Raw genomic sequence first — 20,399 nt, forward strand, 5'->3', positions numbered from 1 at the left:
TTAATTTCAGGAATTAACCTGAAGTGTAATTAATTGACGACGGTAGGAGGTCAATAATTTAGATTTTGAAATAAATCCATGATAAATCCCATTTTTGGTAACTGGTAAATTCCATGCACCGCTGTCTTGGAACTTGCGCATGATATCGGTCATTTTATCCGTATCCAAATCTATAATGGCAGGTGGTTTTTGCATCACTTCCGTGGCATCTACCTTATGGTACAAAGATTGGTCAAACATAATAGGGCGTAAATCGTCCAACAGAATAATGCCAACTAATTTTTTAGTTTCCTTTTTTACAACGGGAAAAATATTTCGCTTTGACCGTATAACCGCCTTTTGAACAATTTCTTCCAAGTTCATTTCTGGAGTAATGGAAATAAAATTGGTCTCAATAACCTTATCAATATCCATCAAAGTTAAAACGGCATGGTCTTTATCATGGGTTATAAGTTCGCCTTTTCTTCCTAATTCCATGTTATAAACCGAGTGTTTTTTATAGTATTTGGTAATGGAGAATGAAATGGTCGCAGTAAGCATTAACGGGATAAAAAGTTCGTATCCACCAGTAAGTTCTGCAATGAGGAAAATTGCTGTTAACGGAGCATGCAGAACGCCTGCCAACAGTCCTGCCATGCCCACAAGTGTGAAATTGCTTTCGGAAATAGGAGAGCCAAACAAACCACAGTTGTTGATGATTTTAGACAAACAATTGCCCATAATGCTTCCCATAAAAAGCACAGGAGCAAAAATACCGCCAACACCTCCGGCACCAAAGGTTAGGCAACTGGCAATTATTTTAAAAAACATGAGTCCTGCCAGAAGTAAAATCACTATCCAAACGTTATTTAAATCTAAATGAAACAGATTGTTTTTTAGCGCAACTTCTGGATTGCCAACAATCAAATTATTTATTACATCAAACCCTTCACCATAAAGAGGTGGCACAAAAAATACCAAAATGCCTATGCCAATACCGCCAACAATTAACTTTTTTATTGGGGATTTAATTTTATCAAAAAAGGTATGGATTCTATCATAAACTTCGGTGAAATAAATGGAAACAAATGCTGCAACAACACCCAATAAAATATAAAAAGGGGCGTCATTGATGTAGAATTTGTCTTCTATTCTAAAAGGCAGAATAATGTCATCCCCGAAGAAAAAATAAGAAGTCAATATAGCAGATAATGAGGCAAATAATAATGGCAGCAATGATGCAACCGTTAAATCCAAACTAAACACCTCAATGGCAAAAATCAAGGCTGCAATTGGTGCTTTAAAAATGGAACTCATAGCTCCAGCAGCGGCACAACCAATAAGCAGGTTGCGATTGGTTTGGTTCATATGGAACATTCTGGAAATGTTAGATCCCAATGCCGCTCCTGTTGCAACGGTAGGCCCTTCCAATCCTACTGAACCACCAAACCCAACAGTAATAGGCGCTGTTAAGATGGAGCCATACATTTGAAACCGTTTCATAATGCCTTTTCGCTTGGAAATGGCATAGAGCGTTGAAGGAATACCATGGCTAACTTTCTGTTTTATCACATATTTCATAATGAGATAAACAATGGTCAATCCTAAAATTGGAAATAAAAAATAAAAGGCATGGTGATAATAGGTAATGAGTTTGTTTTCCAGTAAATGCTGAATAAAGTGTGTGAGGTTTTTTAATACTACAGCACCGATACCCGAGGTAAAACCAATGACAATACTTAGTATATAAACAAATTGCCTGTTGGAAATGTGCTTCGCACGCCAAATCAGGAATTTTTTTAAAAGTGGTCTGGAATTCATATTTAAATAACAAGCCTTACGCCGCCTAGCTCCTCAACTTTATAGCTGAATTTGTCTCCAGGCGAACCGATAAACATAAAGTTAATTGGGATTCTCCATTTTTCCGACAAGGTTCTAATCAGTTCAGGATTAAATTCACCTTCCTGAATTATGAGTTCCAATTTAATTTCGGGGTATTCCCGGTCTAAAAAATCCACCTCGGTTTCTAGGTTTTTTGGCACCTCTTTTCCCTTCTCATGAATATGGACAATTTTTATTCTTTTGGTATGCTCATTCTTTTTTACATAAAGCATAACCTTATTTAAAGCCGCAATGTTATCTCCTTTAGTGAAGTAAACAAATTCTTGGGCGTTAATTTCATTGATTAGTGAAATGACTTTTCTGTCGAAGTTTAAAACAAGTTTTCTCAGAGGGTCAAATACGTAATGAATGAACCGCAATAAAAGTTTTAGAACAGCGGTACGGTTCAGCATAAAAATAATAAAGAGCAAGAACGGAATAAAGTAATCCAAAAATACTGTTAAGTTACTGGGTTGCCCATCTTTGGGTTCCATGGTAATGTTGCCCAATAAGGCAATTATGACCCCTGTAATTGCAATAAAAACAGATATCCATCGGGCTCGTTCAGGCCGCGGCAAAGTGCCTCGTTTTACTTTAAGTAAAATATTGCCAATGCCAAAAAGCGCCATAACCGATAGGAAAGAAATAGTGTAAACGCCAGCCAACAGAATCACTTCGCCTTGGGTTATGAGCAGTACCGAAACCGATAGGATAAAAAACATGATGATGATGCGGTAAGAACTTCCTCTTTTGTTCTTTTTCAAAAAGAATTGTGGCATAATTCTATCTAATGTCATGCGTTCCAGTAACCCAGAAACACCAACAAAGCTCGTTAATACAGCACCGCTTAGCACTAAAAATGCATCAATTGAAATAAGTATGGCGACCCAATTTCCTCCAACATAAGATGCCATTTCAATCAAAAGGGTGTTTTGGTAGGCATCACTTTGTAAAACGGGAAGAGCAAACAAAGCCAAGGCAAACACAGCCATTAATGGATTGATAACACTTACAATGGCCCACATATTTCTCAACGTTTTTGGAAAAACTCCTCGTTGTTGTTCTTCAACAAAGTTTGCCGAACTCTCAAAACCAGAAACACCAAGCATAGATGCCGAAAAACCTAAAAAAATAGCAATCATAATACCGCCTTCTTTAGTGGGTAAATTCCAATTGCTGAAAAAAATGTCCACACCATTATTCAACAGAGTGAAAATGATAAAACCACTCAAAATCAATAAAGAAATTAAATGAAATAAAAAGATGCCAATGGCTACTCTTGCAGACTCGGTTATACCAGCTATGGTCAGTATAGCAAAAACGCTTAAAAGGCAAATAGTTGCTATAATGATTGGCATGGCAGGAAAGAGGTGGTGCAGATAATGGATGGCTTCATTTGCCGAAATAACAGCGGTTGCCATGTAAGATAAAATGGTAAGTGTTGCTGCGATTGACGCCATGAATTTGCTTGTTGTGTTGAGCAATGCATTATAAGCCCCTCCATTAAGAGGTAATGCACCAACTACTTCACCATAAATTCTTCTAAATAAAAACAACACCCCAGAAACAATGAGCAATGTTATCCAGGCGTATTGACCGGCGTATGCTATGGCCAATGCAGATACGTAAAGAACGGATGAGCTAATATCGTTACCGCAAATAGCCGTGGATTCTAGTTCATTTAGTTTTTTATGAATTTTAGTTTCCAAATCGTTACAGTTTTTAAGTAGGTTAGGCTAGAGTTTAATCTTGTAAAAAAATCCACCAAGATGCTGAGAGTGTAAATTTCAAAAGCCATTTAATTCTTATTCTAATGATTTTAAAATATCGGTGCCCAAATAAGTATTGTCGCCATTTTTATACCATGCCCTAATTTTTGGCATTTTGATATCATTAACCAATTCTTCACCAGATAGCAAAATATATTCCCCATCATTTTTAGATTCATCATGATAAAACTGGTACATTTCCATGGCGTAATTATCCTTGTTGAAATAGAAATGCCAAGTATCATTGCCGACTTCTTTTTTATATGAAGCCTTCAAGACCCAATAGTTTTTACCCTTAAACGTTTTACTTTCAACTTTTTCGTGTATAATGGTGCCAGGGTCATTTAATTTCATAGGTAAGCCATAGAGGTAGGTGTAATAGTTTTTCAGTAGTTTTGCTCGAGATTTACTTAAACGATTTTCTTCCAAAATTTCCTTTGAAGGTTTACTGTTCCCATTAAAAATAATAGACACACTATCCTTTTCAATGATGTATTGCGTAACTTTTTCACCAACAGTTGATTTTATTGAAAACTGTTGTTTGGGTAAGTTTATAATGATGCGGCTGTCTCGATTGGGCTTTTTAGGAATTTCCATAGTAATGAACAATTGTCCGTCAAAAGTTTTCCAATTCCCATTTGGGTCGTGATATTGTATAGCTTTTTTTAATAATTGAGTTCCTGTAAGCTCTTGGCTAAATAATAGAGGGGTATACAGAATAAATATTAAAAGAAGATTTTTTTTCATTAACTAAAAGTACTAAAAAATCCCGCCAATGCGGGATTTAAAGTTCTATGGTTTTAAGTTGAGTTTTAAACTTAGCTCTTCCAATTGTTCATCATCTATTGGTGCTGGTGCATCAATCATTACATCACGACCTGCATTGTTTTTTGGGAATGCAATAAAATCACGAATGGTTTCTTGTCCGCCCAAAATAGCAACCAATCGGTCTAGCCCAAAAGCCAGCCCGCCATGAGGTGGTGCGCCATATTGAAAAGCATCCATTAAAAATCCGAACTGTGCTTTAGCTTCTTCGGGTGTAAACCCTAAATAATCGAACATTAACGATTGGGTTTCCTTATCGTGTATTCTTATGGAACCACCGCCAATTTCATTTCCATTCAATACCAAATCGTATGCATTGGCCTTTACGGCACCAGGATTGGTTTTTAATAATTCCAATTGCTCTGGTTTGGGCGAGGTGAATGGGTGGTGCATGGCGTGATAGCGCTCAGTTTCTTCATCCCATTCCAGAAGTGGGAAATCCATAACCCATAATGGAGCGAATTCATCGGGTTTGCGCAAACCTAAACGTTCTGCCATTTCCATTCTAAGGGCGCTAAGTTGCGTGCGCACTTTGTTGGTGTCGCCTGAAAGAACACATATTAAATCGCCTGCTTTAGCCCCAGTAACTTCTGCCCATTTGGCCAAATCGGCTTCATCATAAAACTTGTCAACAGATGATTTATATGAGCCATCCTCATTGCAGCGGCAATAAACCATGCCCAATGCCCCAATTTGAGGGCGTTTAACCCAATCAATTAATTTATCTATATCTTTTCTGGTATATGCATTTCCGCCAGGAACCGCAATGCCAACTACCAATTCAGCTGAATTAAAAATGGCAAAATCTTTATGTTGGGCCACTTCATTTAGCTCGCCAAACTGCATACCAAAACGAATATCGGGCTTGTCGTTTCCGTATAATCTCATGGCATCGTCATAAAGCATCCTTGGGAATTTCTCAATTTCCACACCATTAATTTCTTTCAACAAATGGCGTGTTAAGCCTTCAAAGGCATTTAAAATGTCCTCTTGTTCAATAAAGGACATTTCGCAGTCTATCTGAGTGAATTCTGGTTGTCTGTCGGCACGTAAATCTTCATCCCTGAAGCACTTTACAATTTGAAAATATTTGTCCATGCCACCAACCATCAAAAGCTGTTTAAAGGTTTGCGGTGATTGCGGAAGAGCATAAAATTGACCTTCGTTCATTCTTGATGGTACGACAAAATCGCGCGCACCTTCTGGAGTGGATTTGATTAAATAAGGGGTTTCAACTTCTATAAACCCTTCTTTGGAAAGATAATTTCTAACCTCTTGGGTTACCTTATGCCTAAAAATCAAATTATTTTTCACAGGGTTACGGCGAATATCCAAATAACGATATTTCATTCGGATATCTTCACCGCCGTCCGTTTTGTCCTCAATGGTAAAGGGCGGCAATTTAGCTTCGTTTAAAATATTTAATTCTGAAACTAATATTTCAATATCTCCGGTAGGAATATTTGGATTTTTGGAAGCGCGTTCTATAACCATTCCTGTTACTTGAATGACATATTCGCGCCCTAAGTTTTGGGCCTGTTCAATTAAACTTTTAGAAGTGCGCTCTTCATCAAAAACCAATTGTGTAATACCGTAACGGTCGCGTAAATCTACCCAAACAATAAAACCTTTATCTCTTGATTTTTGAACCCAACCTGCTAAAGTAACTTCTGTTTTTATATGTGACGCTCTTAATTCGCCACAATTATGACTTCGGTACATATTCAAATTTTGATGTGCAAATTTAAGGATTTACAATTGAGATTAAATTTTTTACTGTCTTTTTTTACTGTCTTTTTTTACTGGTGTTTTGCGTACAACTTCTTTTAATTATTCTTAAGAAATCTTAATTTTTAAAACTGTGGAATTTTCAATTTTATTGTTAAAAAGTCAGTGAATTTTGGTAAAAAGCTAATTTATATGCATATATTGTAATACTAACTCTAAATATTTGTATTATGATTAAACATTTAACAGTTAAGGTTATTATGCTTTTGATGTTTTTTGGAGCATCAAATTTTGTTTTGGCACAAGAGGTGTCTGGTACAGTAAAAGACGATAATTCGGAGCCTTTGCCAGGTGTTACCGTTGTGCTTAAAGGTACCACCAAAGGAACTACTACTGATTTTGATGGTAATTATTCCATTGAAGCAAACAATGGTGATATTTTGATTTTCTCTTACGTTGGATTCGATACGCAGTCCATTACGGTATCGGGACGAACATTGAATGTTACCTTGAAGTCTGGGGTTGCTCTAGAAACTGTTGTGCTGGTTGGATCTAGAAATCCAAGTAGAACGGCCATTGATACACCAGTTCCGGTTGATGTTATTGACGTTGCTGAACTAACAACGGCTGGCCCACAAGTAAATTTGAATCAGATTTTGAATTTCACAGCACCGTCGTTCACCTCAAATACCCAAACCATTTCTGATGGTACAGACCATATAGATCCTGCTTCATTAAGAGGTTTAGGGCCAGATCAGGTTTTGGTACTTATCAATGGTAAACGTAGGCATAATTCCTCTTTAGTTAATGTTAATGGTACTTTTGGTCGAGGAAGCGTTGGTACCGATTTAAACTCCATTCCTTCAGGAGCCATTAAAAGGCTTGAGGTATTGAGGGATGGTGCAGCTGCGCAATATGGTTCTGATGCTATTGCTGGTGTCATCAATATTGTATTGAATGATAATGTAGACGAACTGACTTTAAATGTTACATCTGGAGCCCATTTTAGCGAAAATGCCAATGACCAAACTGGTGGTGTTGATGGGGAAACGGTTAATGTGAGTGCCAATTATGGGTTGGCTTTAGGTGATAAAGGTGGCTTTATTAATTTTACTGGAGACTTTGATTACAGAGATTACTACAGCCGTATGAAAGAATGGGAAGGTACTATTTTTAACCTCTATAATACCGTTGAACGTTTTGCTAACAACGATGGTTACAATTTATCCAATTTGTTAGATGATGATGTAGCTGATGTTATCCAATACGGTAACGCTGCAGGATTAAGTTTAGATCCCAATGCTACTAAAGCAGATTTGCAAAATATTTTAAATGCAGATAATACAACTGCTGAATTGGCTGCCAGAGGATTGACAAGAAGTGATTTCAATATGCGTGTTGGGCAATCTGAAGTTCGTGGTGGTCGCTTTTTCGCCAATATGGCCTTACCTCTAGACGAAGATGGTACGGAACTGTATTCTTTTGCTGGTGCCAGTTCTAGAAAAGGAAATTCTGCTGGTTTCTACAGGTTGCCAAATCAAAGTAGAACTTATACTCCCGCATACATTAATGGGTTTCTTCCTGAAATAAACTCTACCATTACCGATAAATCTATTGGTGCAGGTATTAGAGGTGAAGTAAATGGATGGAATGTTGACTTTAGTAATACCTGGGGAAAAAACGAATTTTTATATACCATTGGCAATACCTTTAACGCATCAATGCAAAAGGCATCACCAACTACTTTTGATGCTGGAGGTTTTAGCTTTATGCAAAATACGGTTAACCTAGATATTAACCAGTTTTTCGATGATATTTTAAATGGTCTTAACGTAGCTTTTGGTGCTGAGTATAGACTTGAAAACTATGAAATAGTAGCGGGAGAAGAACCTTCTTATGGGCAGTACACCCAAGCAGGTGAGTTAATTACTTTACCAACACAAAGCCCATCAGTAGATTTCTTTGGAGCTGGAAGGCCAGGTGGCTCTCAGGTATTCCCTGGTTTTAGTCCTGCCAATGAATTATCTAGAGATAGATCAAGTGTCGCTGGGTATTTTGATTTGGAAGCAGATTTCTCCGAAACATTCTTGGCAAGTTTTGCAACGCGTTTTGAAAATTACTCCGATTTTGGTTCTACAATTAATTTTAAATTGGCAACTCGTTTAAAGGCAAGCGAAGATTTAAATATTAGGGCGGCATTTAATACTGGATTTAGGGCACCTTCTTTACACCAGTTAAATTTTAATTCTACTTCAACAATATTTCAAGATGGTATCCCTGTTGAGGTTGGAACGTTTTCAAACGATAGCCGAGCAGCCAAACTGTTGGGGATTCCTCAGTTGAAAGAGGAGACGTCTAGAAGTGTAAGTTTAGGTTTTACCGCAAAAGTTCCCGATGCAAATTTAACAGTTACTGTTGATGGTTACTTTGTTGCTATAGATGATAGAGTGGTATATACTGGCCAATTTGCTGGTCCAGGAACAGGTACAGAATTGGATAATTTGCTTTCCCAAGCCAATGCATCTGCTGCATCGTTCTTCGCAAATGCCATAGATACAGAGTCAAAAGGTTTGGATGTAGTGTTAACTCATAGAACAAATATTGGAACAAACGCACAATTAAAATCTGATTTATCAGGAACATTTTCCAAAACCAAACGAGTTGGAGATATTAAAGCTTCAAAAGTATTGGAGGATGCTGGTTTGGTTGGAACATATTTCCCCGAAGATAGCAGAATATATTTGGAAGAGGCCGTTCCTAGAACAAAGGTTAATTTAACCAATAGTTTAACATCGGGCAATTTTAATGTGTTCTTGAGAAATGTATGGTTTGGTGAAGTTTCTGAAGCGACTACCAATGTTGCTAATCAACAAGTATACGGCTCGAAACTGGTTACTGATTTGTCACTTGGTTATAATATGTCAGAAAGCTTAACCTTGACTGTTGGTGCCAATAACTTATTGGATGTGTTTCCAGACCGTGCCATACAAGCTAATAGAAGTGATGGACGTTTTGATTGGTCAAGACGCTCACAACAATTTGGTATTGGCGGCCGTTTCTTGTTCGCCAGATTAAGCTTTAAATTAAAGTAAGATAGATTCAAAAATTAACTGATTTTAAATCAGTTTTTAAAATTAACCAATAGGTTGCAACAGTATAAAATAATGCCGTTGCAACCTTTTTCGTTTGGGATTTGATGTTATGGATAACGGTATAAAAAAGGCAAGTTTCAGTTGCAAAAAATTAGATTTCATTTCAAAACATCAATCAAATGCAATATCCAAATATGAAGTAACCATAATTTTTTCAATAGATAGGCAAATTCATTTCAAAATAATATTGTAAAAGCTTAATTTCTAAGAATTTCGCAATTGACAATAGTTGCATTACAAATAACAAGTGTTTTTTTTACACTTGTAAAAAATTATTGTATATTTGCCAACAATTATGAGTTGTAGTGGTTTGAGGTGATATAATCTATAATAAAGAAAAGGGTTTGGATAAAATGTTTTAGTTTTGCAAATCGACCAATTTTAGGTATCACAAAGAGGTAAAAAATTACAAGTTAACATAGACTAATCGTAACTAAAAAATGAACAAAAAAGTAGATCAACAAGCAGCAGATAATATTAGAGCATTAGCTGTGGCCATGGTAGAAAAAGCAAATTCGGGGCATCCAGGTGGCCCTATGGGCGGTGCAGATTTCATGCATATTTTATATTCTGAGTTCTTTAATTATGACCCATCAGATATGGAGTGGCCATTTAGAGACCGATTTTTTATGGACGCAGGCCATTTGTCAACCTTGATGTATGCCCAGTATTACTTGTTGGGTAATTACAAAAAAGATGATGTTGCAAACTTTAGGCAATGGGGTTCTATTACGCCAGGCCATCCAGAAGTTGATGTAAAACGCGGTGTTGAGAATACTTCAGGACCATTGGGACAAGGTCACACCATGGGTATTGGTGCAGCTATTGCAGCTAAGTTTTTACAGGCTAGATTTGGAGATTGGATGAACCACAAAATTTATGGTTTCATTTCTGACGGTGGTGTTCAAGAGGAAATTTCACAAGGTGCGGGTAGAATTGCAGGCCATTTAGGTTTGAGCAACTTTATCATGTTTTTTGATTCTAACGATATTCAATTATCAACTTCTACTGATGAAGTAACTACGGAAGATACCGCTATGAAATACAAAGCATGGGGATGGAAAGTAGTAACCATTGATGGTCATAACCATGATGAAATCAGAAAAGCATTGACCGATGCCAACAATGAAACTGAGAAACCAACCTTAATTATTGGTAAAACCATCATGGGTAAAGGTGCCGTTGCTGCTGATGGTAGTATGTTTGAGGGACATTGCGAACTGCATGGACAGCCAATTGGACACACTGGTGCTGATTATGCAAAAACATTGGAAAACTTAGGTGCAAATCCTGAGAGTCCTTTTGATATTTTTGATGATGTTCAAGCGTTTTACTCAGATTTATTAAAGAAAAAAGAGGCAAAAGCAGCTGAGAAAAAAGCTGAGATAGCAGCTTGGAAATCCGCGAACAAAGCGCTTTCAGATAAATTAGATTTCTTCCTTTCAGGAAAATTGCCAAATTTGGATTTTGCTTCTATCGAGCATAAAGCAGGATTGGCATCTAGAGCTGCATCTTCTGGAGTTTTGGCTTATTTGGCTGAAAACGTAGAAAACATGATTGTGTCTTCTGCAGATTTATCCAATAGTGATAAAACCGATGGATTCTTGAAAAAGACGCATTCACTTCAAAAAGGTGATTTTAGTGGTTCCTTCTTGCAAGCAGGTGTTGCCGAGTTAACTATGGCAGCCATTGCCAACGGATTGGCCTTGCACGGTGGTGTTATTCCTGTTGTGGCTACATTCTTCGTGTTTTCTGATTACATGAAACCTGCTATACGTTTAAGCTGTATCCAAGAATTACCAGTAAAATATGTATGGACGCACGATGCATTCCGTGTGGGTGAAGACGGACCAACACATCAGCCAATTGAGCAAGAAGCACAATTGCGTTTGTTGGAAAAACTTAAAAACCATAGTGGCAAATCAAGTTTCTTAGCCCTGCGCCCAGCAGATTCAGCCGAAACAACTGTTGCTTGGAAGATGGCTTTAGAAAATAAATCAACACCAAGTGGTTTAATTCTTTCAAGACAAAACATAAAAGATATTCCTGCTAAGGGTTCTAGATATAATGAAGCACTGGCTTCTGAAAATGGAGGTTATTTGGTTAAAGAAGTTGAAAATCCAGATGTGGTTTTAATTGCCAATGGATCTGAAGTTTCAACTTTGGTAGCAGCTGCTGAAATTTTGGAAGCAGAAAACGGATTGAAAGTGAGTATTGCTTCAGTGATTTCTGAAGGTTTGTTCAGACTTCAACCTAAAAGCTATCAAGATAGCGTTGTTCCGAAAAATAAGCCATTGTTCGGTTTAACCGCTGGATTGCCAGTAAATTTAGAAGGTTTGGTTGGCGATAACGGAAAAGTATTTGGCTTAGACCATTTTGGTTACTCGGCTCCTGCAAATGTATTAGACGAGAAATTTGGCTTTACTGGTGAAAAAGTAAGCAAAGAAGTATTAGCATATTTAAAAACACAACAAAACTAAGATATTATGAAATTTTTTATTGACACGGCCAACCTAAACGAGATTGCAGAAGCACAAGCATTAGGTGTATTAGATGGTGTTACAACCAACCCATCATTAATGGCTAAAGAAGGTATTACAGGTGCTGCAAATATTTTGGCACACTACAAAAAAATCTGCGACATTGTTGAAGGAGACGTTAGTGCAGAGGTAATTGCAACAGATTTTGAGGGTATGGTAAAGGAAGGTACAGAATTAGCTGCCCTTCACCCACAAATTGTGGTTAAATTGCCATTGATTGCCGATGGCATTAAAGCATGTAAATACTTTACAGATAAAGGTATTAGAACCAATGTAACTTTGGTATTCTCTCCTGGTCAAGCTTTATTGGCGGCCAAAGCAGGTGCAACTTATGTTTCGCCATTTTTGGGAAGATTGGATGATATCTGTACCGATGGTTTAAACCTTATTGCAGAAATCAGACAGATTTATGATAACTATGGTTACCAAACACAAATTTTAGCAGCTTCTATCCGTCACACCATGCACGTTATTGATTGTGCAAAAATTGGTAGTGATGTTATGACAGGACCATTATCATCAATTACAGGATTGTTGAAACATCCTTTAACTGATATTGGTTTAGCTAAGTTTTTGGAAGACTATAAAAAAGGGAATCAATAATAACCTTTTGGTATAAAAGCAATAAAAAAGCTTCTCAGTTTCTGAGAAGCTTTTTTTGTTATCAACCATTACTGAAAACTATATTTTTTATTCTTGGCCTGTTCTTTTATGGCTTTAATCATGGCATTTTCAAGTCCGTTAGTATTTTCTTTTTGTTGTTTTAAAACATACTCTTTGCGCTTGGCGTTTAATTCATTTATTTGCTTTTGAATGGCTTCGCGTTCTTTACTTTTTTCACCAACATAGCTTTTAATTTCCTCTTTTGTTTTCCCCTTTAATTCTGAGGGAAGGGCTTCTTCATCAATATCCTCAATTATCACTTCTTTTTCTTCTACAGCATCGACTAAGTCCCAAGTTTTGTTTTTATAGAGGTGCGAACTCTTGCTCACCGTTCTCTTTACGGCATTGGCTTTACTGTAAGTACCTGCGTTCATATCTTGTTCTGCTTGCATTTCCATTTTCTCTTTTCCTTTTTGACCATAGGCAACATATGTTTTGTTTAATTTTTTGTTTAAGATCAAGATTTCATCGTCATAAGGTGATGCGATATGAACAGTTGCGCGATTTTGGTTTATGGCCATATAATTGCCATTTGTTAATCGGGCACCGTCTTTCCAATATGTTGAAACCCCTTGGTTATAGTCGCCACAAAAAATGGTATTGATGGTAACATCTTTTTCATTTGCGTTTGCAGAAGCATCTTTATAGTTTGTTTTTCCTTGGGTGAAAGGTTCGTTTCCTGCAATAAAAATGAGTTTTAGGTCATCTGGGTTTTTGCCCCAGTCCAATTGGTTTAATGATGTTTGAATCACCTGTCCGCAGTATTCTTCACCCCCATTGGTTGTCAATGAAAATAACTCTTTAGAGATGTCATCCAAATCATCGCTAAATGCTAAAACTTGTCTGATGTAACCTTCACGACTACTCAAATTATCATTTCCGTATTCATATAAAGCTATTTGTAAATTTGGTTTTTGGTTTCCACATTTGGCGTATGAAAGCTCGTTTACAATATCCCATAGCTGCGCCTTTGCTTGGTCTATCAGTCCGTCCATGCTATTGCTTGTGTCCAAAAGTAAGGCAACCTTAATGTACTGTTTGCTGGGTTCTGGATGCAAGGTTGCTACTTCATTTTTTGCAATGTCTTGTTTTTTGTTATTGGCGTTGCAGGACATAAATCCAATTAAGGTGATGCACAACAAAAGGGTTTTGATTTGTGTTTTCATGATTTTTGCGTTTTTAAATTGATGTGAATTTTGTCAGTTGTTATTTTTATAAATATTGACATCCTAAAATTAATATCAACTTAGTTCTTAAAAAAAGCGGAATGAGTGAAATGGCAATTTCAATTAGTCAACAAGCCCAATAAATTCGTTAACCACATTTTTATGAGCAAAAAACCTATCGGGTTATAAAATCTTCATTTTAATAAATCAAGTAAAGTGCGTATGTTTAGCTATTATAAAGGGCCACATGCAGCGATTTGTTAAATATTTATGTGTTTTGTGTCTGTCGTTTTACAGTGTTGTATTGTTCGGGCAGAATGGTTTATTGCGCGCCAATGAAGCCCCTAGTTTTACGGTACGTGGTTCAGTGGTGGAAAGTGATACAAGAAAACCAATACCTCATGTAAATATTGAGGTGAACGGAGGGGCGTACACAACCACTGATTTTCTGGGTGATTTTAGAATTCAAGCAAGAGTTGGGGACGAACTGACCATTAAGCACAAAGATTTTGAAACGGTGGTTTATATCATAAAAAGTGATGAGCGTATTCGGGTTGAAGTGCAGCCCAATCGGGAAGAAGAACAATACTCAAAATTCAAAAAAACATCAAGATATTCAAAAACAGAAAGCTTCAATGCATTGATTGATTCCGCGGGATCCTATTTGAAAAAAGACGCAAAAAAAAGTATTCAGTTTGTCGCCGATGCTTTGGTGGAAAGTTCGTCTACCAAAGAAAATGGTGAAGCCTATGAGGTTTTGGGAGACATTTATATGTATTGGAAGCAGTATGATTTGGCTGTTTCCAATTACCGAATAAGCCTTCAAAATAGGAATGCAAACGTGGTCAGCCTAAAATTGGCCAATGCTTACAAACTCAATAAGAACTATCAAGAAAGTCTTGAAGTTTTCAACGGCATCAATAAAAATAATTTGTCCAATTGGCAACTCACAGAATTGTATGAGGGATTGGGGGATGTACATCTTTTAACCAAAGCCTACCAACAGGCCATAGATGCCTTTGAGGCTGGTTTAGCCGTGGCGCAAAAACATTTAATCACACCCAAAATTACCGATTTCAATTCTAAGATTGCTCAAGCTTATAAAGCTAAAGGTGAAGTTGATAAAGCAGAATCCTTTTTTAATAAATCAATGAAACTGGCAAATACCGAAAGCAAAAAAAGGGCTGTTGAGGAAAAGCTAAAAGTGGCAGATTTTAAGGGAGAAATAAATGATTTTTCAGATGAAATTGAGCTGAGAAAAGAAGCGTTAAACGCCATTAACGAGATAGAAAGTGAATCTGAATTAAGCAATGAAAGTGCCTTAACGCCTCAACAACAAAACTACAAAATAGGAAATGCCTACGCCTCGCAAAACGATTTTGGTAATGCCATTTCATATCTTGAAAAAAGTATTGAGGAAGCCAATGTTAAAAAGGATTTGATTGTTCAAAAAGATGCCACAAGAAAGTTGTCTGAAGTGTATAGAGATGCTGGACAATTTGATAAAGCTTTAACCGCTTATCAAAATTATGTTGACTTGGTTGATGAACTGGTTGTGCTTAAGGAGCAAGAATTGTCGCAAGCTGCCAGATTTAGTAAGGATATAGTCAGTAAACAAAACAGAATATCTAGTTTGGAGGGCGAACGCGAACTTTCCGAAAGCAAATATGAGCTTTCCTTGGAGCAATCAAAGCGTCAAAAACTAATCATCTATTCATTGATTGGAGGCGTTTTATTGTTGCTTATTGCCTCATTTTTAATGTTTAAATACATCAAACAACAGCGTTTGGCAAACAATCTATTGGCTCTAAAAAGTTTGCGAAGCCAAATGAATCCGCATTTCATCTTCAATGCCTTAAATTCAGTAAATAGTTTTATTGCTTCAAACGACGAACGAACGGCAAATAAATATTTAACCGATTTTTCATTATTGATGCGCGCCGTTTTGGAGAACAGTGAGGAAGATTTTATTTCGTTGGAAAAGGAAATCGAGCTATTAAAATTGTACACCAAGTTGGAGCATTTTAGATTTAAGGATAAATTTGATTATTCCATTGAAGTTGATGAAAACATCAATTTGCAGGATTTCGTTATTCCGCCTATGCTATTGCAGCCCTATATAGAAAATGCCGTTTGGCATGGGTTGCGTTACAAAAAAACCAAGGGTCTTTTAAAAATTTCTATTGAACAAATTCAACATGATGAAATAAAAATTACTATTTCAGATGATGGTATCGGGCGTGAAAAATCAAAAGCTTTAAAAACAGAAAATCAGCAAAAACAAAATTCCAAAGGGATGGGCAATATTAAAAAGCGCGTGTCCATTCTCAACGATATGTATAAAGATAAAGTAAATGTGTTTATTGACGATTTTCAAGATGAAGAAGACACGGGTACTCAAATCATTGTAACGCTTAAAAAGGATTAAATGAAGCTAACTTCCATAATAGTAGAAGACGAAGAAACCAGCAGAGATATTCTAAAAAACTATCTTAAAAAATACTGCCCCAATGTTACTGTTTTGGGAGAGGCGGCCAATGTTGAGGAAGCCCTGGTTTTAATACGGAATAATGATTTAGACTTGGTTTTTCTGGATGTAGAAATGCCATACGGGAACGCATTTGACTTGTTGGATAAAGTTGGTGATGTTGATTTTGAAACTATTTTTGTTACCGCCTATAACCATTACGCCATAGATGCTCTAAATGCCCATGCCTCCTATTATTTGATGAAACCCATTTCAATAGATGAGCTCATCAAAGCAGTGGATTATGTAACCGAAATCAAGATTAAAGAAAACGTGCTTCAAGGTCAAGTACTAGTGCCTAAAACCAATGCCGTAAATGGCAAAATCACTATTCCCCAACTTGATGGTTTTGAAGTTTTAAACACAGCAGATATTTTATACTGCAAGGCCGATGATAATTACACAGAAATTTACCTTAATAACAATAAGAAAAAGTTGGTCAGCAAAACCCTCAAATATTTTGAGGAAGCTCTAAGCGATGTTAGTTTTGCCCGGGTACATAAATCCTATTTGGTGAATGTTAACGAAGTAGTAAAGTACGTAAAAGGAAAGGGTGGAAGCGTCGTCCTGAGCAATGGCAAGGAAATTATGGTTTCAGCCTCAAAAAAATCGGATTTATTGTCGTATTTTAAGTAACTAATTAGTCAACCTCAATTTTTAATATGTCCATTAAAGACAAACTTGCTGCCCAACGTATTTACATGCTTTTAGGTGCGTTGTTTATAACCTCGTTGGTAGTTTCAAATTTAATTTTCCAGAAGTTTTTTTATTGGTACCCGTTTGATGTAGAGGTTTTTGGAAGTAAGCTGTTTGTTGTTTCCGTGGGTATTTTGCCTTATCCCATCACGTTTTTGATTACCGATTTAATCAGTGAAATTTATGGAAAAAAACGAGCAAATCAAGTTGTCGTTACAGGTATTTTTGCGTCTCTTTTTTCGGTTTTAATTGTTTTTGTGGCCGATATCGTTCCGGCAGTTCCAGATTCGCCGATAGATGATACCCTTTTTTCAAGTGTTTTTGGTAGAACTATTTTGGCTGTTGGGGCAAGTATGACGGCTTATTTATGTGCCCAGTTTGTAGATATTCAAATTTACCATTTCTGGAAAAGGGTTACCAAGGGCAAACATCTTTGGTTGCGCAATAACTTTTCCACATGGCTATCCCAGTTCGTAGATACGTTGTCAGTTGTGCTACTTCTGTGCCTTTTTAAGGTTTTACCGTGGAGTCTTTTTAAGGGGCTTTTAATCAGCGGCTTTTTGTTTAAGGTTTTTGTTGCCCTTTGCGATACACCTTTTATGTATTTGGGTGTATATTTATTCAAAAAACGATTTAATTTAATGGATAACGAAGAGATTGATTTGCTTTAAAATGTTCGTTCAGAAATAAATAACCACATTGGTTAAATTTTTATTAAACTTTTTACTTACTTCGTCCCAAAACCCTTTTATAACGTATATTTCTACAAACGCTACCCCATGAAGAAAGCATTAAAAATTATAGGACTAACCATATTAATTATTTTGGCGCTATTGCTTACCATACCCTTTACATTTCAAGGTCAGATAAAGGAAATGGTTAAGCGATTCATTAACCAAAACTTAAACGCTCAAGTAGAGTTCAGCGATGTTAGTTTAAGCTTTATTAGAAGCTTTCCCCAAGCATATGTGGGGGTTTCAGATTTGGTTATTACCAATTTCGAGCCGTTTAAAGACGAAACCTTAGCTACGGTAAAAAATATTTCTTTCACCATGTCTGTTAAGGAACTTTTTAAAAAAGCAAGCGATGGCCCTGTTGTAGTAAATTCCATTAAGGTTAATGAAGCCATGTTGACGTTAAAAACAGACAAGTTTGGTAATGAAAATTATGATATTGTAAAAGAAAGAGGTGAAGATTCGGCCACAGAAAGTAGTGGTTTTGCTTTTGATGTTGAAGATTATGTCATAAATAAAAGTGCATTTAGTTATGTAGATGAAGCTTCAAACATGGCCATTTACATTACGGAGTTGAACCATTCTGGGCATGGGATATTTTCGGCTGACGCTTCAGAATTGGATACAAAAAGTGAGGCCAACGTTAGCTTTTCAATGGATAGTACCAATTATTTGTCCAACAACCCAGTGAAATTGGATGCTTTGATTGGTATGGAATTAAACAACAACAAATACACGTTTAAAGAAAATAAAGGCTTTATAAATGATTTGCCTCTAGAGTTTCAAGGTTACGTGCAACTCCTTGAAAACGGACAAGACATAGACATTGTTTTTGAAAACCCAGAATCTCATTTTAAAAGCTTTTTGGCGGTTATTCCGAAAACCTATTCCAAAAACATCGAGAATGTTCACACGACGGGCGACTTTAAAGTAAAGGGCATTATAAAAGGCATGGTGACCGATGAAACTATCCCGACTTTAGACATAAGCATCACCTCAAATAATGCCTCGTTTAAATACCCCGATTTGCCAAAACGTGTTGAAAATATTACCATTAATACGAGCATAAAAAATGCAACTGGGAATGTTGATGATACTTATGTAGATATAAACGCACTTAATTTTAAGATAGATAATGATGTGTTTAAATCTTCAGCTACTTTAAAAAACATCACCAAAAATATGCTGGTAAGCGCCAACCTTGATGGGGTTATCAACTTGGCGAATATTACAAAGGTTTATCCTGTTGAATTGGAGAATCAATTGAGTGGTATTTTAAAAGGGAAATTAAACACGGTTTTTGACATGAATGCCATTGAAACCAACGCTTACGAGCGTATTAAGAACAATGGTGCTATTAGCGTTACCGATTTCGTGTTTTCATCAGAAGATATTGTGAACCCCATTCATATTTCACAAGCGGATATGACCTTTAATCCGGGAACGGTAACCTTGAATAATTTTAAGGCCAGAACTGGCGATAGCGATTTGAACGCCACAGGTACCATTAAAAATTTATTTGGCTTTTTGTTGAGCGATAATACTTTGAAAGGAAATTTCAACGTAACATCCAACTTATTTAAGATTAGCGATTTTATGTCTGAGGATAAGGAAAAATCGGCGGACAATAAAACCACCAGTGATATGGAATCTTTGAAAATCCCCGCTTTTTTAGAATGCATGATTACTGCCAGTGCCAATACTGTTGTTTATGATAATTTAAATTTAAAAGATGTAACCGGGAAACTGTACATAAAGGACCAACAGGTATGGCTTGAAAACATGACATCCAGTATTTTTGATGGTGCTTTGTCTATTTCAGGAGATGTTTCAACAAAAAACGAAGTGCCTACGTTCAACTTAAATCTGGGTGCTGACGGATTTGATATTGGTAAATCTTTTAAGGAGATGGAGTTGCTTCAAAATATTGCGCCAATTGCAAAATTAATCCAAGGTAAAATAAATACAAATCTTAAGCTTTCAGGAAATCTGGACAATGAGTTTTCACCTGATTTAAAAAGTATTTCTGGAGATGCCTTGGCGCAATTATTAACAACAAAAATAAGTGCCGACCAAAGTCAAATTTTGAGTAAACTTGAAGGAGCCCTAAGTTTTGTTGATTTTGATGAACTAGATTTAAAAGACGTAAAAACCCATCTCTCATTTGCCAATGGAAAGGTAAGCGTAAAGCCATTCGATTTAAAATATAAAGATATTGGCATAACTGTTTCCGGCTCCCATGGTTTTGACAAAACGGTTGATTATAATGCTGTTTTTAATGTACCCGCCAAATATTTGGGAAGTGAAGTAAATAGGTTAATCGGTAAAATAAACGATGCAGAAGTAAATAAAATCACCATACCTGTTACTGCAAATATTACAGGGAACTTTACCTCTCCAAATGTTAAAACAGATTTGACGGGTGGTGTAAAAAACCTAACCCAACAACTTATTGAGATTGAGAAGCAAAAATTGCTTAACCAAGGCAAGGACAAAGTAAAAGACTTGATAAGTGGTGTTATTGGAACCAACAATACAAAAACAGATTCTGTTAAACAAAATCAGGCCGATGTTGTTAAGGATGTTTTGGGTGATATTGTAAAAGGCACTACAACAAAAAAAGATACAGATAGCACCAAATCCGGTACAACCGTAAATAATGTTAAAGCTGCATTGGGCAATTTGTTTGGTACGGCAAAGAAAAAGGATACTGTGAAATAATAGTTGGATATTGGGAAT

The 20,399-nt window shown here is 36.5% G+C and carries 12 protein-coding genes; 7 read left to right on the forward strand and 5 right to left on the reverse strand.

What is annotated here, in order from left to right:
• Positions 1-6: 6 nt before the first annotated feature.
• The 4 genes from WJN01_RS05555 to aspS all read right to left on the reverse strand — a co-directional run bounded on the left by WJN01_RS05555 (position 7) and on the right by aspS (position 6,176).
• Positions 7-1,800, reverse strand: a complete 1,794-nt coding sequence (locus tag WJN01_RS05555; protein ID WP_445196143.1) for a chloride channel protein — start codon at positions 1,798-1,800, stop codon at positions 7-9.
• Positions 1,801-1,802: 2 nt separating this feature from the next.
• On the reverse strand, positions 1,803-3,569 hold the full coding sequence (locus tag WJN01_RS05560) for an APC family permease (RefSeq protein ID WP_445196144.1): 1,767 nt from the start codon (positions 3,567-3,569) through the stop codon (positions 1,803-1,805).
• 96 nt (positions 3,570-3,665) lie between these two features.
• Positions 3,666-4,376 (reverse strand): DUF6503 family protein, encoded by a 711-nt coding sequence (locus WJN01_RS05565; protein ID WP_445196145.1) that lies wholly within the window; start codon positions 4,374-4,376, stop codon positions 3,666-3,668.
• Between the two features lie 45 nt (positions 4,377-4,421).
• Positions 4,422-6,176 (reverse strand): aspartate--tRNA ligase, encoded by a 1,755-nt coding sequence (aspS, locus tag WJN01_RS05570; protein ID WP_445196146.1) that lies wholly within the window; start codon positions 6,174-6,176, stop codon positions 4,422-4,424.
• A 236-nt stretch (positions 6,177-6,412) separates the two neighbouring features.
• On the opposite strand from aspS, the gene WJN01_RS05575 reads away from it, so the two are divergent.
• The 3 genes from WJN01_RS05575 (at position 6,413) to fsa (ending at position 12,477) form a co-directional block, all read left to right on the forward strand.
• Complete coding sequence (locus WJN01_RS05575; RefSeq protein WP_445196147.1) at positions 6,413-9,274, forward strand: TonB-dependent receptor; 2,862 nt, start codon at positions 6,413-6,415, stop codon at positions 9,272-9,274.
• A gap of 500 nt (positions 9,275-9,774) precedes the next feature.
• Positions 9,775-11,814, forward strand: coding sequence for a transketolase family protein (locus WJN01_RS05580; RefSeq protein WP_445196148.1), 2,040 nt, complete (start codon positions 9,775-9,777; stop codon positions 11,812-11,814).
• Positions 11,815-11,820: 6 nt separating this feature from the next.
• A complete protein-coding gene (gene fsa, locus WJN01_RS05585) occupies positions 11,821-12,477 on the forward strand; it encodes a fructose-6-phosphate aldolase (RefSeq protein ID WP_445196149.1) in 657 nt (218 codons plus the stop codon).
• Positions 12,478-12,545: 68 nt separating this feature from the next.
• Here the strand turns inward: fsa and WJN01_RS05590 are convergent, their stop codons facing one another.
• A complete protein-coding gene (locus WJN01_RS05590) occupies positions 12,546-13,703 on the reverse strand; it encodes a vWA domain-containing protein (RefSeq protein WP_445196150.1) in 1,158 nt (385 codons plus the stop codon).
• 247 nt (positions 13,704-13,950) lie between these two features.
• On the opposite strand from WJN01_RS05590, the gene WJN01_RS05595 reads away from it, so the two are divergent.
• The 4 genes from WJN01_RS05595 (at position 13,951) to WJN01_RS05610 (ending at position 20,381) form a co-directional block, all read left to right on the forward strand.
• Positions 13,951-16,131 carry a histidine kinase gene (locus tag WJN01_RS05595; protein ID WP_445196151.1) on the forward strand — a complete coding sequence of 727 codons (2,181 nt, stop codon included), beginning with the start codon at positions 13,951-13,953 and terminating at the stop codon, positions 16,129-16,131.
• Complete coding sequence (locus WJN01_RS05600) at positions 16,132-16,866, forward strand: LytR/AlgR family response regulator transcription factor (RefSeq protein WP_445196152.1); 735 nt, start codon at positions 16,132-16,134, stop codon at positions 16,864-16,866. It begins immediately after the preceding gene.
• 26 nt (positions 16,867-16,892) lie between these two features.
• Positions 16,893-17,597, forward strand: a complete 705-nt coding sequence (locus WJN01_RS05605; protein ID WP_445196153.1) for a queuosine precursor transporter — start codon at positions 16,893-16,895, stop codon at positions 17,595-17,597.
• 108 nt (positions 17,598-17,705) lie between these two features.
• Positions 17,706-20,381, forward strand: a complete 2,676-nt coding sequence (locus WJN01_RS05610; RefSeq protein WP_445196154.1) for an AsmA family protein — start codon at positions 17,706-17,708, stop codon at positions 20,379-20,381.
• Positions 20,382-20,399: the final 18 nt, after the last annotated feature.

It is taken from the genome of Tamlana sedimenti (assembly GCF_038148895.1).
GTDB lineage: Bacteria > Bacteroidota > Bacteroidia > Flavobacteriales > Flavobacteriaceae > Tamlana.